This window comes from Streptomyces sp. NPDC027189, assembly GCF_055566975.1.
This window is the reverse complement of record NZ_JBVHRI010000012.1, coordinates 169,188-182,480: the sequence shown is the minus strand read 5'-3', so window position 1 is coordinate 182,480 and position 13,293 is coordinate 169,188. Positions and strand designations below refer to the sequence as shown.

At 71.6% G+C, this 13,293-nt stretch carries 11 protein-coding genes and 2 pseudogenes; 8 read left to right on the top strand and 5 right to left on the bottom strand.

All coding sequences use genetic code 11. From position 1 onward, the window contains the following. The first annotated feature begins 97 nt into the window (after positions 1-97). Positions 98-1,801 (top strand): alpha/beta hydrolase, encoded by a 1,704-nt coding sequence (locus ACZ4RZ_RS27470; protein ID WP_467748472.1) that lies wholly within the window; start codon positions 98-100, stop codon positions 1,799-1,801. Between the two features lies 1 nt (position 1,802). Here the strand turns inward: ACZ4RZ_RS27470 and hemQ are convergent, their stop codons facing one another. After that, positions 1,803-2,522 carry a hydrogen peroxide-dependent heme synthase gene (gene hemQ / locus ACZ4RZ_RS27465; protein ID WP_467748470.1) on the bottom strand — a complete coding sequence of 240 codons (720 nt, stop codon included), beginning with the start codon at positions 2,520-2,522 and terminating at the stop codon, positions 1,803-1,805. A 4-nt stretch (positions 2,523-2,526) separates the two neighbouring features. Next, positions 2,527-4,092 carry a protoporphyrinogen oxidase gene (gene hemG, locus ACZ4RZ_RS27460; RefSeq protein WP_467748468.1) on the bottom strand — a complete coding sequence of 522 codons (1,566 nt, stop codon included), beginning with the start codon at positions 4,090-4,092 and terminating at the stop codon, positions 2,527-2,529. A gap of 173 nt (positions 4,093-4,265) precedes the next feature. Between hemG and ACZ4RZ_RS27455 the strand changes: the two genes are divergently transcribed. Continuing rightward, positions 4,266-5,273 carry a DUF4349 domain-containing protein gene (locus tag ACZ4RZ_RS27455; RefSeq protein WP_467748466.1) on the top strand — a complete coding sequence of 336 codons (1,008 nt, stop codon included), beginning with the start codon at positions 4,266-4,268 and terminating at the stop codon, positions 5,271-5,273. Positions 5,274-5,300: 27 nt separating this feature from the next. Next, positions 5,301-6,710 carry an FAD-dependent oxidoreductase gene (locus ACZ4RZ_RS27450; RefSeq protein WP_467748465.1) on the top strand — a complete coding sequence of 470 codons (1,410 nt, stop codon included), beginning with the start codon at positions 5,301-5,303 and terminating at the stop codon, positions 6,708-6,710. A gap of 95 nt (positions 6,711-6,805) precedes the next feature. Here the strand turns inward: ACZ4RZ_RS27450 and ACZ4RZ_RS27445 are convergent, their stop codons facing one another. After that, positions 6,806-7,138, bottom strand: coding sequence for a hypothetical protein (locus tag ACZ4RZ_RS27445; RefSeq protein WP_467748463.1), 333 nt, complete (start codon positions 7,136-7,138; stop codon positions 6,806-6,808). 120 nt (positions 7,139-7,258) lie between these two features. On the opposite strand from ACZ4RZ_RS27445, the gene ACZ4RZ_RS27440 reads away from it, so the two are divergent. Beyond that, on the top strand, positions 7,259-8,077 hold the full coding sequence (locus ACZ4RZ_RS27440) for a rhomboid family intramembrane serine protease (RefSeq protein WP_467748462.1): 819 nt from the start codon (positions 7,259-7,261) through the stop codon (positions 8,075-8,077). Between the two features lie 13 nt (positions 8,078-8,090). Here ACZ4RZ_RS27440 and hemE read toward each other — a convergent pair whose 3' ends face one another. Then, the gene (gene hemE, locus ACZ4RZ_RS27435) at positions 8,091-9,158 is read right to left on the bottom strand and encodes a uroporphyrinogen decarboxylase (protein WP_467748460.1); all 1,068 of its coding nucleotides are present in this window, start codon (positions 9,156-9,158) and stop codon (positions 8,091-8,093) included. Positions 9,159-9,476: 318 nt separating this feature from the next. On the opposite strand from hemE, the gene ACZ4RZ_RS27430 reads away from it, so the two are divergent. From ACZ4RZ_RS27430 to ACZ4RZ_RS27420, 3 genes are all read left to right on the top strand, one after another. After that, positions 9,477-10,103, top strand: coding sequence for a DUF3000 domain-containing protein (locus ACZ4RZ_RS27430; RefSeq protein WP_467748632.1), 627 nt, complete (start codon positions 9,477-9,479; stop codon positions 10,101-10,103). 322 nt (positions 10,104-10,425) lie between these two features. After that, positions 10,426-11,088 (top strand): response regulator transcription factor, encoded by a 663-nt coding sequence (locus ACZ4RZ_RS27425; protein WP_019073943.1) that lies wholly within the window; start codon positions 10,426-10,428, stop codon positions 11,086-11,088. 257 nt (positions 11,089-11,345) lie between these two features. After that, positions 11,346-12,617 (top strand): HRDC domain-containing protein, encoded by a 1,272-nt coding sequence (locus ACZ4RZ_RS27420; protein WP_467748458.1) that lies wholly within the window; start codon positions 11,346-11,348, stop codon positions 12,615-12,617. A 113-nt stretch (positions 12,618-12,730) separates the two neighbouring features. Here the strand turns inward: ACZ4RZ_RS27420 and ACZ4RZ_RS27415 are convergent. Continuing rightward, a pseudogene (locus tag ACZ4RZ_RS27415) lies at positions 12,731-13,074 on the bottom strand (ABC transporter permease subunit); the annotation flags it as partial. A 13-nt stretch (positions 13,075-13,087) separates the two neighbouring features. Here ACZ4RZ_RS27415 and ACZ4RZ_RS27410 point away from each other — a divergent pair. Beyond that, a pseudogene (locus ACZ4RZ_RS27410) lies at positions 13,088-13,230 on the top strand (LacI family DNA-binding transcriptional regulator); the annotation flags it as partial. Positions 13,231-13,293: the final 63 nt, after the last annotated feature.

Below are 13,293 nucleotides of genomic sequence, written 5' to 3'. Positions count from 1 at the left end.
GGTCATAAGGGCCGACACCGGCGGCCCGGTGCTTTACTTCGCCAACCGCTGACCGAAACATCCCTTTTGTCGCTGCCGCGCGTTGAAGGGATTCGCGATGAGAGCTGCCGTCCTCCACGGAGCCGCAGGATCCATGCTCCTGACCGCCCTCGTCGCCGCCCCGGCGAGCGGCCAACCGGCCTGGCGGGAGCCGGCAGGCTCGGCCGAGATGCGCGGCACCGCCGTCGCCGCCGACCGCGCCGCGGCCGCGGGCATCCACTTCGGGAAGTGCGCCAAGGAGCAGGACGCCCCGGGCAGCCTCCAGTGCGGCACGGTCACGGTGCCCCTCGACTACGCCCACCCCGACGGCCGGCAGATCAAGCTGACCGTCAGCCGCGTCAAAGCCACCGGCAAGGACGCGAAGAACCCGAAGCGGAAGGTGCCGCGACAGGGCGCCTTCGTCTACAACCCCGGCGGCCCGGGCGCCTCCAGCATGGTCTTCCCACTGATCGGATTCCTCCCCGAGTGGAAGCGCATCGCGGCGGCGTACGACCTGGTCGGCTACGCACCGCGCGGGGTCGACCGATCCGCTCCGCTGTCCTGCCAGGATCCGAAGCGCTTCCTGAAGGCGCCCTCGCAGGCGCCGACATTTCCCTCGGAGTCGTACAAGAAAGAGCGCATCGCAGAGGCGAAGGCGTACGCGCGCGGGTGCGCCGAGCGCTCGGGCAGCGCCCTGCGCCACTACACCTCGCTCAACAACGCCCGCGACCTGGACGTACTGCGCGCCGCGCTCGGCGAGCCGAAGCTGACCTTCATGGGCGCCTCGTACGGGACGTACTACGGTGCCCTCTACGCGACGCTCTTCCCCTCGCACGTACGCCGGATGGTCTTCGACTCGGCGGTGAACCCCGACCCCGACCTGATCTGGTACCGGAACAACCTTGACCAGTCGGTCGCGTTCGAGCGCCGCTGGGCGGACTTCCGCACGTGGGTCGCCAGCCATGACGACGTGTACGGGCTGGGCGCCACACCCGAAGAAGTGCTGCTCAGCTACGAGAAGGTGCGCGCGCAGCTCGCCGCCTCGCCGGCGGGCGGGAAGGTGGGGCCCGCGCAGTTGCAGGGCGTGATCCTGGAGGCCGGGTACTACGACGACTACTGGCCGCAGCGCGCCCTGGCGCTCTCCGCCTATCTGAAGGGCGACCCGAAGCCGCTGATCGAGCAGGCCGGTCCGTTTCCTGAGGCGGCGGCCGAGCAGGAGAACGGCAACGCGGTCTACACGGCGGTCGAGTGCAACGACGCGTCCTGGCCGACCGACTGGCGCACCTGGGACCGCGACAACACGCGCCTCGCGCGCGTGGCGCCGTTCGAGACCTGGGACAACGTGTGGATGAACCTGCCGTGCGCGTACTGGCCGGTGCCGCGGCAGAAGCCCCTCGACGTACGGACGCGGCCCGGGGCGCTGCCGCCGACCCTGATCCTCGCGGCCGAACGGGACGCGGCGACCCCGTACGAAGGGGCCCGGGAGCTGCAGCGGCGGCTGTCCGGCTCGGTCCTGGTGACCGAGAAGGAGGCCGGGACGCACGGGATCGGGGGCGGGCCCAACCAGTGCGTCAACGGTTACCTGGACGCGTATCTGCTGGAGGGCCGGCTCCCGGCGCGGCACGCGGGGTGCGCGCCGCACGCGGAACCGGAGCCGGTCGCGCCAGACGATGCTTCGAAGAGCGAAGAGAACTCGGAGAACGCAGGGAGCGCGAAGGACTCGCAGGACTCGATGGGCTCTCGGCACGCCGCGGACTCGAAGACCACCCGGCAGGCGCCCTGATCTAGGCGAGGCCCGCGACCAGCTCGGCGATGTCCTTGCGACGGCCCGTGTAGAACGGGACCTCTTCGCGGACGTGCATCCGGGCCTCGGAGGCGCGGAGGTGACGCATGAGGTCGACGATGCGGTACAGCTCGTCGGCCTCGAAGGCGAGGATCCACTCGTAGTCGCCCAGCGAGAACGAGGCGACCGTGTTGGCGCGCACGTCCGGGTAGCCGCGGGCCATCTTGCCGTGGTCGGCGAGCATGCGGCGGCGGTCCTCGTCGGGCAGCAGGTACCAGTCGTAGGAGCGCACGAAGGGGTAGACGCTCACATAGTTGCGCGGCGTCTCGTCGGCGAGGAACGCCGGGATGTGCGAGCGGTTGAACTCGGCGGGGCGGTGCAGCGCCATGTTCGACCAGACCGGCTCCAGGGCGCGGCCCAGCTTGGTGCGGCGGAAGAGGTTGTACGCCTCCTGGAGCTGGTCGCTCGTCTCGGCGTGCCACCAGATCATCAGGTCGGCGTCGGCGCGCAGCCCCGACAGGTCGTACGTGCCGCGGACGGTGACGTCCTTCGCGGCGAGCTGGTCGAAGAGCTCCTGGACCTCGTCGGCGTAACCGGAGCGGTCCTCGGGGAGCACGTCGCGCAGTTTGAAGACGGACCACAGGGTGTAGCGGATGACCTCGTTGAGGTCCTTGGCCTTCTTGCCGGCGTTCGGAATCTTGGCGGGGGCGTCGTCACTCATGGGTCTATTCTCCCGCGCCGCCGTGCAGACTCTGCACCGGGTTCGCGATCAGCGCGTCCAGTCCGCCCCGGTCGCCGCCGAGCTGGTCAACGGCCGCGTACGCGCTCGCGATGCACGCGGGGATGCCGACCCCGTCGTACGCCGCGCCGCACACGGCGAGGCCGGGGAGCTTGCCGATGTGCTCGCGGATGCGGGCCACTCGGGCATGGTGCCCGACCGGGTACTGCGGCAGCCCGTCGTCCCACCGTGTCACCCGGGTCGCGAGGGGCTCGGCGTCCAGGCCGGTCGCCTCCCGCAGGTCCTGCCGGGACACCTTGACGAGGTCGGCGTCCTGCCGTCCGAGCACCTCCGTCTCTCCGTACCGCCCGACGGAGGTGCGCAGCACGAGCAGATCAGGGTTCTCCTCGGCGATCCAGCCCCACTTCTGGGAGGCGAAGGTGGACGCCTTGATGGTGTGCCCGTCAACGGGCGGCACCAGGAAGCCGCTCCCTTCGGGCAGGGCGCTGCCGGCCCGGCGATAGGCGAGGGTGACGAGCGCCATGGAGGCGTACTCCACAGCGGCCAGCTCGGCCGCGGCGGCGGGCGCCTCGGCACGCAGCAGCGCGGCGGCGGCCGGGGCGGGCAGGGCCACGACGACGCCATCTGCGTACAGGACACGGCTTTCACCGCTTCCAGCGCTTCCGGGGCTTCCAGCGCTTCCGGGGCTTCCGGCGACAACACGCCAGGCCGCGTGCGGCGGCGCCCCCGCGGAGTCCGCCGCGAACGACGAGCCGTCACCGCCCGGCCCCGCCGTCCCCGTCCTGCGGAGCTCGGTCACCGGCATCCCGGTCAGGATCTCGCCACCGCGAGCCCTCACCGACTCCGCTACCGCGAGCGGAAGTTGGCCGACACCGCCGTCGATGCCCATGAAGACCGGCCCCGTCTGCTGTGCGGCGGCGGCCTTGGTCTGGATCTCGCGGACCGCCTCCGTCAGGGAGGTGTGGGTGCGGGCCGCGGCGAAGAGCTGGGGGACGGCCAGGCGCATGGAGATGCGGTAGGCATCACCCGCGTAGACACCGCCCAGGAGGGGCTCGACCAGGCGGTCGACGACCTCGCGGCCGAGGCGGGCCGCCACGTACTCCCCCACCGCCACGTCGTCGCCCACCTCTGTGCGAGGCAGGTCGGCGTCGCGCTCGATGCGGCGCAGGCCCTCCTCGGAGAGGACGCCGGAGAGGGCTGCCGCGGTGCCGGGGACGCCCATGACGTGGCCCTTGGGCATCGGGCGCAGCGCACCGCGGGTCCAGAGCGAGGCCGTCGCGGTGGCGGGAGGCTGGAGACGGTCGGCGAGGCCGACCTCGCGGGCGAGGCCCACCGCCTCGGGGCGTCGCGCCAGCATCGACTCGGCGCCCAGATCGACGCGCGCGCCCGCGATCTCACCGGGCAGCAGCTTGCCGCCGACGCGGTCCGACGCCTCCAGGACGGTCACGCGCGCCCCGCGGTCCAGCAACCGGTGGGCGGCGGCCAGACCCGCGATCCCGCCCCCGATGACCACGACGTGTCCCGTACCCGTACGAGTCTCCTGTGCGCGCATGCCTCCACCTTCTCAAACCGCACTGACAGGCCCACCAGGAGTCCGGTGTCCTGCGCGAGTCCCGACCGTGACCGCATCGGGACCGGATCCGGCCAACGTCCCGGCCCACTCGGGCGTCGAAGAAGCGTCAGTCGGCACGGCACAGTTGTCACGACCCTCGGGGGTAGGCCCATATGCGCACTCGAAGCTCCGGACGCTCCGGATATTCCGTACGCCCTGTCCATGCTCTGGCGGGGATGTTCCTCGCCGCCGCCCTCGCGCTGGCGGGCTGCAGCAGCGGCGCCAATGACACCGCGTCCAGCGACTCGGGCGGTGGCGACAACAAGGCCGCTGCTCCGGGCTCCGCCGAGAAGGCGGACTCGGGCGCCGCGGGCAGCGGCGCGGCGAACGGCTCCAAGGCCACCGCCCCACCCAAGGTGGCCGCGAGCCACATCATCCGCACCGCCTCCCTGACCGTGCAGGTCAAGGACGTGCCCAAGGCCCTGGACGAGGCCCGCACCACGGCCGAGAACGCCGGCGGCTATGTGGGCAACGAGACCACCTCTCGCGACGAGAAGGGCCACGAGCGCACCCGCCTCGTCCTGCGCGTGCCCACCGAGCGGTACGACGAGGTGCTCACCGACCTGGAGGGCGCCGGCAAGGTCGTCGAGCGAACGGCCAAGGCACAGGACGTCACCGACCAGGTCGTGGACGTGGAGAGCCGGATCAAGTCGCAGCGCGCCAGTGTGGCCCGGGTCCGCGAACTCATGGACCAGGCGACCAAGCTCAGCGATGTGGTCACCCTGGAAGGGGAGTTGAGCAGCCGCGAGTCCGATCTGGAGGCGCTGCTCGCCCAGCAGGCGTCCCTGAAGGACCGCACCAGCCTGGCCACGATCACCCTCTCGCTGTCCGAGACCCCGGTGAAGAAGGCCGAGAAGAAGGACGAGGACCCGGGCTTCGTGGACGCGCTCACCGGCGGCTGGCATGTGCTGGTCACGATGCTGGGCTGGGTCGCGCTGGCGATCGGCGCGGTACTGCCATTCGCGGCGGGCCTGGCGCTGATCGTCCTGGTGTGGATGCGTCTCGTGCGGCCCCGGCTGCCGCGCCAACCGGCTCCTGCTTCGGCTCCGGCCGCCACGACTTCGCTGCCGGTGGCCCCGCCCGTGCGCGGCGACGGCGGAGAGGGTGGCGAGGAGGACTGAAATGCCGGGCCCCCGTAGCGTGTTCCCATGAGCATGAGCCGTACGAGCGGGGCTGGCAGGGCGAAAGAGCGACTGGTCGTGATCGGCGGTGACGCGGCGGGCATGTCCGCCGCGTCACAGGCACGCCGGCTGCGGGGGCCGGACGAGCTGGAGATCGTGGCGTTCGAGCGGGGGCACTTCACGTCCTACTCCGCGTGCGGCATCCCGTACTGGGTGGGCGGCGACGTCCCCGAGCGGGACCAGTTGATCGCGCGGACGCCCGAGGAGCACCGGGAGCGCGCCATCGACCTGCGGATGCGTACGGAGGTCACGGAGATCGACGTCGCGGGCGCCCGCGTGCGCTCCCTGGACCTCGAATCCGGGGCCGAGGAGTGGACGTCGTACGACAAGCTCGTGATCGCGACCGGCGCGCGTCCGATCCGCCCCGACCTGCCGGGCGCCGACGCGCCGGGCGTGCACGGCGTGCAGACCCTGGACGACGGGCAGGCCCTCCTCAACACGCTGGCGGCGACGGAGGGCCGCCGCGCGGTGGTCGTGGGCGCGGGGTACATCGGCGTGGAGATGGCCGAGGCGCTCATCAACCGCGGGTACGAGGTGACGGTCGTCAATCGCGGCAAGGAGCCGATGTCCACGCTCGACCCGGACATGGGCCGCCTGGTGCACACGGCCATGGAGGGCCTGGGCATCACCATGGTCAACGACGCCGAGGTCACCAAGCTGCTGACCGGCGAGGACGGAAGGGTACGGGCGGTCGTCACGGAGGACGCCGAGTACCCGGCTGACGTGGTCGTGCTGGGCATCGGCGTACGCCCCGAGACGACGCTCGCCAAGGCGGCCGGGCTGCCCCTCGGCGACCACGGCGGGCTGCTCACCGATCTGGCGATGCGGGTGCGCGGGCACGAGAGCATCTGGGCCGGCGGCGACTGCGTCGAGGTGCTCGACCTGGTCTCCGGCCGCGAGCGGCACATCGCACTGGGCACGCACGCCAACAAGCACGGGCAGGTCATCGGCTCCAACGTGGGCGGCGGGTACGCCACGTTCCCCGGCGTCGTCGGCACCGCGGTGAGCAAGGTCTGCGACCTGGAGATCGCCCGTACCGGGCTGCGCGAGAAGGACGCGCACCGGGCGGGCCTGCAGTTCGAGACCGTCATCATCGAGTCGACCAGCCGCGCGGGCTACTACCCGAACGCCGCCCTCATGACGGTGAAGATGCTCGCCGAGCGCCGCACCGGGCGGCTGCTCGGCGTACAGATCGTCGGCCGCGAGGGGGCGGCGAAGCGCGTCGACATCGCCGCGGTCGCACTGACCGCAGGCATGACGGCGGAACAGATGACAGCCCTGGACCTGGGGTACGCGCCGCCGTTCTCACCCGTGTGGGATCCCGTGCTGGTCGCGGCCCGCAAGGCGGTTGCGGCGGTGCGCAACAGCGCCCCGTAGGGGCGCGGGGCCGTGACATTGTGCGGCTCCGCCGCGTGGGCGCGACCAGCCACAGACGGCCCGCGGTCGACAACTGACCGCGCCCCGCGGCGCACCTACGCGGACTCGTGCCCGGCTGTCCCATTGATCCGGTCGATGGCCTGCCGGGCCTGCTCCGCGGGCGGCCTCGCAGGCAGCGACGACACAGAGGCCGGCGCAGCCACCGCGGGCGGCGACTGCGCCGGCTTCGCGTGAGCCGCCGGCCGCGCGGACCGCAACCGGTGGCTGACGGCCTCGTCGAGCGTCACCGGACGCTGCATTCGCGCTGCGAGCCGGCCCGCCTCCTGGCCGAGCGCGGCGACGTCCTCCCAGGGCAGGTGCAGCACCAGGGCGATCTCCGCCTCACCGTCGGGCAGGGCATGCATCGGAGGAGTAACTCGCTCGTTCATCGCCTGTGTCCTCACGTCTTCCTCGCGTCGCGTCTTCGTCGCGGCGCGGGCGGTTGAGGAGACATACGCACGCGGGTACGGCGGCGTTCAGTGACGGCGCATCGAGGGCACTAGTTCCTTGTGGTCATACCCGTCCATGACGTGAACCCGGTACGGCGGACGCCCTATGTGACGTACGCGCTGATCGCCGCCAATGTTCTCGTGTTCCTCTACACCCCCGGCATCGCCGGGTCGGTGGCGGGCGACAGCGGCCTGTCCCAGCTGTGCCATCTGCAGGCGTTCCTGGAGCACTACGCCGCGGTGCCACAGGAGTTGATCCACCATCAGATGCCACGCCTCGTGCCCACGGGCGAGGTCGGTCTCGGCCCGCGCGGGGCCGGCTGCGTGGTGGGCCCGCCGGACTACGACAAGTCGCCGCCGGTGTCGGTGTTCACGGCGATGTTCCTGCACGGCAGCTGGCTGCACCTGCTGGGCAACATGCTGTTCCTGCTGATCTTCGGCAACAACATCGAGGACCGCATGGGACATGTGCGGTTCACGCTGTTCTACGTGGCCTGCGGCTACGCGGCGGCGTACGGCTTCGCCCTGCTGAACGAGGACTCCGGCGACCCGCTCATCGGCGCCTCGGGAGCGATCGCCGGAGTCCTCGGCGCCTACCTGGTGCTCTATCCGAAGGCCAGGGTCTGGGTCCTCGTCCCGTTCCTGATCTTCCTGCCGCTGCGACTGCCCGCGTGGATCGTGCTGGGCTTCTGGTTCGTGCTCCAGGCCGTGTACTCGTCCGGCGGCGGCGTCTCGACCGCGGGAACGGTGGCGTACGCGGCGCACGTGGTCGGCTTCCTGGCGGGCATGCTGCTCGCCTGGCCGCTGCGCCCGGGCACCCCGCCCCCACCGGAACCGCGCAGCCTGCTGTGGGGCAGGCGGGCGCGGCACAGCTGGTGACAGCGGCGGGAGGTCAGCGCGCGGTCTGCGTGTGGACGTACTCCACGAGCCGGGTCAGCGCGTCCGGGTCGGTGGTCGGCAGGACGCCGTGGCCGAGGTTGAAGACATGGCCTTCGAGACCCGCGGCGGCGTCGAGGACCTCGCGGGTCTTGGTCCGGACGGCCTCGGTGGTGGAGAAGAGGACGGCCGGGTCGAGGTTGCCCTGGAGGGCCTTGCCGGGGCCGACACGGCGTGCGGCCTCGTCGAGCGGGACGCGCCAGTCGACGCCGACCACGTCCGCGCCCGCCTCGCCCATGAGGCCGAGCAGCTCACCGGTGCCGACGCCGAAGTGGATGCGCGGGACGCCGTACGAGGCGACGGCTTCGAAGACCTTGGTGGACGCGGGCATCACCGAGCGCCGGTAGTCGGCGGGTGCCAGGGCGCCGACCCAGGAGTCGAAGAGCTGGACGGCGCTGGCGCCCGCCTCGATCTGGACCTTCAGGAAGGCGGAGGTGATCTCGGCGAGGCGGTCGAGGAGGTCGGCCCACAGCTGCGGGTCGCCGTACATGAGCGCCTTGGTGTGCTCGTGGTTCTTGGACGGACCGCCCTCCACGAGGTAGCTCGCGAGGGTGAAGGGCGCGCCCGCGAAGCCGATGAGCGGGGTCGGGCCGAGCTCGGCCGTGAGCAGGCCGATCGCCTCGGTGACGTAGCTGACGTCCTCGGGGGTCAGATCGCGCAGCTGGGCCAGGTCGGCGCGGGTGCGGATCGGGTTCTGGACGACCGGGCCGACGCCCGGCTTGATGTCGAGGTCGATGCCGATGGCCTTCAGCGGGACGACGATGTCGCTGAAGTAGATCGCCGCGTCCACGTGGTGCCGGCGCACGGGCTGGAGCGTGATCTCGGCGACCAGCTCGGGCCGCATGCAGGACTCCAGCATGGGGATGCCCTCGCGCACCTTGAGGTACTCGGGCAGCGAGCGTCCGGCCTGCCGCATGAACCACACCGGTGTGTGCGGCACGGGCTCGCGCCTGCACGCCTTGAGGAAGGCGGACTCGTACGTGGCTGTCGGCTGCTGCCCGGCGGGGCGGTGGTTGGCGCTCACGACGGAAAGTCTCGCACGGCCGACTGACGACCAAGCCCGGGGGCAGCGACCCGAAGGGGCACGGGGCTGGTGACATCGTGCGGCTTCGCCGCGTGGGCGCCAGCAGCCCAAGACCGCCCGCGACCGCCCGAGGACCGAATAACCCACGACGGACCGGCCACGGCCACACGCAGTCACGGTCACGAACACGGCGAAACCGAGCCGTTCCCGCCGAACCGGCGGAGGCACGGGTGTCTCTCCCTGCGCGGAGCCTCCGTTCCCCTTAATCTTCCCCGCATGGCTGCGGCTCAGGGACGACTGTCGGACGGCGCTGGCGGAATGGACGACGCGAAGGAGGGGGACCGGGATGCGATGGAGACGGCTCCGCTGCCCTTCCGGGCCGCCGTCGAAGCGCTGAGGGCCGCGCGGCTGCGGCCGGAGATCGAGATCGACCCGACGCGCCCGCCGCAGCGCCTGGCCCCGTACGCGTACGCGCTGGAGGCCGCGGTCGTCGCGGACGACGAGGATCTGGCCGACGGCCGGCTCGTGCTGCTGCACGACCCGGCGGGACATGACGCCTGGCAGGGCTCCTTCCGCCTGGTGACCCTGGTCCGCGCGGAGCTGGAGCCCGAGATGGCCGCCGACCCGCTGCTCCCCGAGGTCTGCTGGTCGTGGCTCACCGGCGCGCTCCAGGCCCGCGGCCTGTCGTACGGCGAAGCCAGCGGCACGGTCACGCGCGCGAGCTCGCACTACTTCGGCGGCCTCGGGGAGCGTCCGGCCGCCTCCCAGATCGAGATCCGTGCGTCGTGGACGCCCCGGGAGGGCCTGGGCGGCGTCCCGGACACGGCCGCGCACCTCGCGGCGTGGTGCGATCTGCTGTGCCAGGTCGCCGGGCTCCCGCCGGTGAGTCCGGGCGACGCGTCGGTGGTCTCTCTTCCGCAGCGCCGGGGACCGCAGTCCCGCTGACCTCGCCGTGCCCACGGTCCCGCCGAGTCCAGGGGAGCAGCGCTCGGCACGAACCCGCACGCCGACTCGCGCACCCCTCACCGGTCCTTACCGGTTCTTTGTCGATACGGCCACTTTCGGCCGCGTATTGACGCGGAGCGACTCGGTTCGATCTTCGGATGATCGATCGCGTGTCCGAATTGCACGGATTGTTACTCACCAAATCGTGATCATTCTCTAAAGGACGAGGGGTTTGGTGCCGAAGACGTCTGTGACCTTGAAAGCACGGTTCGTCCCGGCTTCATCCCCAGAGCCGGCCCCGTCCCGCACCCCAGGAGGCCTGGTGTCCGTTCTCCTCGAGCAGCCCGCAAGCCTGGTCGCCTACCGCCCGAACAAGCCGACCGCCATGGTGGTCGTGGCCGACCCCCGGGTCCGCTCCACCGTCACCCGCCATTTGTGGGCGCTCGGAGTGCGCGACGTCATCGAGGCGTCGTCCGTCGCGGAGGCCCGTCCCCGAATCGGCAACCCGCGCGACATCTGCGTCGCCGACGTCCACCTGCCGGATGGTTCCGGCCTCACCCTCCTTTCCGAGACCCGAGCCGCGGGCTGGCCAAACGGCCTCGCCCTCTCCGCCGCCGACGACATCGGCGCCGTACGCAACGCCCTCGCGGGCGGCGTCAAGGGCTACGTCGTCACCGGCACCCGTACGAACGTCGGGCTCCCCACCCGGCCCGGCGCCGCGCCGATCGGCTCGGCCGCCGCGCGTATGCACCGCCGTCCCCCGGGTGCCCCGAGCCACCCGGGCGGCTACCGCGAGCTGTCCGGCCGCGAGGTCGAGGTCCTTCGCCTGGTCGCGGAGGGCCAGTCGAACAAGGCCATCGGCGTCTCCATGGGCCTGTCCGCGCTGACCGTCAAGAGCCACCTCGCCCGCATCGCGCGCAAGCTCGGCACGGGCGACCGCGCCGGGATGGTGGCGGTGGCCCTGCGCACCGGCATCATCCACTGAGTCCACCGAGTCCGCTAAGTCCGCTGAGCCCGCTGAGCCCGCTGAGTCCACTGAGTCCACTGAGCCCGTTGAGTCCGCTGAGCCCGGTGGGACAACCGATTCCACCGACCGCACCGAGTCCCCACCGCCCGTGAGCCGCGCCCTCCCCCGACCGTGAACCGGATCTTTCACTGACCTGACTGGTTTACGACCCTCAGACGCCCGTCGACGGAACGTTCCGTCGGCGGGCGTTGTCCATACACAGATACCCTTGACAGGTGACCGACGCCCAAGAGACCGCAGCAGACAGCTCACTGCGAACCACCGGAGGCGCTCCTCCGGACGACGTCGAATCGGCGCCGATCCCTTTGCTTGAGCCCCGAGACGGCATCCCGCCCGTGATCGCCGACGACGCCTCGCTCGCCGAGGTGATCGCCGCCTTCGCCGCCGGATCCGGCCCCGTCGCCGTGGACGCCGAACGCGCGTCCGGGTACCGATACGGCCAGCGCGCCTATCTGGTGCAGCTGCGCCGCGAGGGAGCGGGGACCGCGCTGATCGACCCCGTCGCCTGCCCCGATCTGTCGGGCCTCGGCGAGGCGATCTCCGGAGTGGAGTGGGTGCTGCACGCGGCCACCCAGGACCTGCCCTGTCTGCGCGAGATAGGCATGGTGCCGACGCGGCTCTTCGACACCGAGCTGGCCGGACGCCTCGCCGGGTTCCCGCGGGTGGGCCTCGGCGCGATGGTCGAGAGCGTGCTCGGCTTCGTACTGGAGAAGGGGCACTCCGCGGTCGACTGGTCGACGCGGCCGCTGCCCGAGCCGTGGCTGCGCTATGCCGCGCTCGACGTGGAACTGCTCGTCGACCTGCGCGACGCCCTGGAGAAGGAGCTCGACCGGCAGGGCAAGCTGGAGTGGGCCCAGCAGGAGTTCGACGCGATCGCGCAGGCCGAGCCCGCGCCGCCGCGCAAGGACCCCTGGCGCCGTACGTCCGGGATGCACAAGGTGCGTCGCCGCCGGCAGATGGCGGTCGTACGGGAGCTGTGGGAGACCCGGGACCGGGTCGCGCAGCGCCGGGACATCTCACCGGGCAAGGTGCTGGGCGACGCGGCGATTGTGGAGGCCGCGCTCTCCCTTCCGGCCAACGTGCACGCGCTCGCCGCGCTGAACGGGTTCGGGCATCGGATGGGGCGGCGTCAGCTGGAGCAGTGGCAGGCCGCGGTGGACCGTGCGAAGGCGCTGCCGGACGCCGGGCTGCCGCAGCCCGGGCAGCCGGTGACCGGGCCTCCGCCGCCGCGCGCCTGGGCCGACAAGGACCCGGCCGCCGCCGCTCGGCTCTCCGCCGCGCGTGCGGCCGTATCGGCGCTTGCCGAGCAGCTGAACATGCCTCAGGAGAACCTGATCACTCCGGACACGGTGCGGCGGGTTTGTTGGGAGCCGCCGCACCCCGACTCCGAGTCGGTTGCGGCTGCTCTTGCGGGGTATGGGGCGCGGCCCTGGCAGGTTGAGCAGGTCACTCCCGTGCTGGTGGCCGCGCTACTGGCCAAGGCCTAGGGGCAGACCCCGCAGAGCCGCCGTGGGGCGATCGGCCCTGCGGCGGCCGCGGGTTGTTCCGGGTTGCTCGCGCAGTTCCCCGCGCCCCTGAAGGAGCGCGGGGACACCGGCGGTTACTTCGTCGCTCCCTGCATGAACCCGTTGTGGATGAAGCGCTGCAGGAACAGGAAGACGATCAAGGTCGGCAGGATGACGAGCACCGCACCCGCCGAGGTCGTCTCCCAGTGCGCACCGAGGGGCCCCTTGAAGCGGAACAGCGACGTCGAGATCACGCCAAGATCCTCGGACGGCATGTAGCGGAACGGGATGCAGAAGTCGTTGTAGACCGTGATCCCCTTGACGATCACCACCGTCGCGATCGCGGGCTTCAGCGGCGGGAAAATGATCTTCCGGTAGATGGTGAAGCGTTCGCCCCATCCAGCCTCGCCGACTCGTCGAGCATCGGCCCTGTACTGCGTGGAGCCCGCCCGATGACCACACCCCGCGTCACCATCAAGGACGTCGCCACCCGCGCCGGGGTGTCCAAGGGAGCGGTCTCGCTCGCCTCAACCACAAGCCGGGGCTCTCCGAGGCCACCCGGGACCGGATCTTCGACGCGGCCCGCGAGCTGGGCCCGGGTGCTTTCTCATCCGCGGCACGGTGTGTGACGTTCGCCGCTCCCGCCTCCGGGACTGGG

Excerpts from the sequence above, each read along its gene's own strand:
- ACZ4RZ_RS27450 (WP_467748465.1), top strand. The coding sequence starts at position 5,301 with ATGAGCATGAGCCGTACGAGCGGGGCTGGCAGGGCGAAAGAGCGACTG.
- ACZ4RZ_RS27470 (WP_467748472.1), top strand. The coding sequence starts at position 98 with ATGAGAGCTGCCGTCCTCCACGGAGCCGCAGGATCCATGCTCCTGACC.
- ACZ4RZ_RS27455 (WP_467748466.1), top strand. The coding sequence starts at position 4,266 with ATGCGCACTCGAAGCTCCGGACGCTCCGGATATTCCGTACGCCCTGTC.
- hemG (WP_467748468.1), bottom strand. The coding sequence starts at position 4,092 with ATGCGCGCACAGGAGACTCGTACGGGTACGGGACACGTCGTGGTCATC.
- ACZ4RZ_RS27430 (WP_467748632.1), top strand. The coding sequence starts at position 9,477 with ATGGACGACGCGAAGGAGGGGGACCGGGATGCGATGGAGACGGCTCCG.
- ACZ4RZ_RS27445 (WP_467748463.1), bottom strand. The coding sequence starts at position 7,138 with ATGAACGAGCGAGTTACTCCTCCGATGCATGCCCTGCCCGACGGTGAG.
- hemQ (WP_467748470.1), bottom strand. The coding sequence starts at position 2,522 with ATGAGTGACGACGCCCCCGCCAAGATTCCGAACGCCGGCAAGAAGGCC.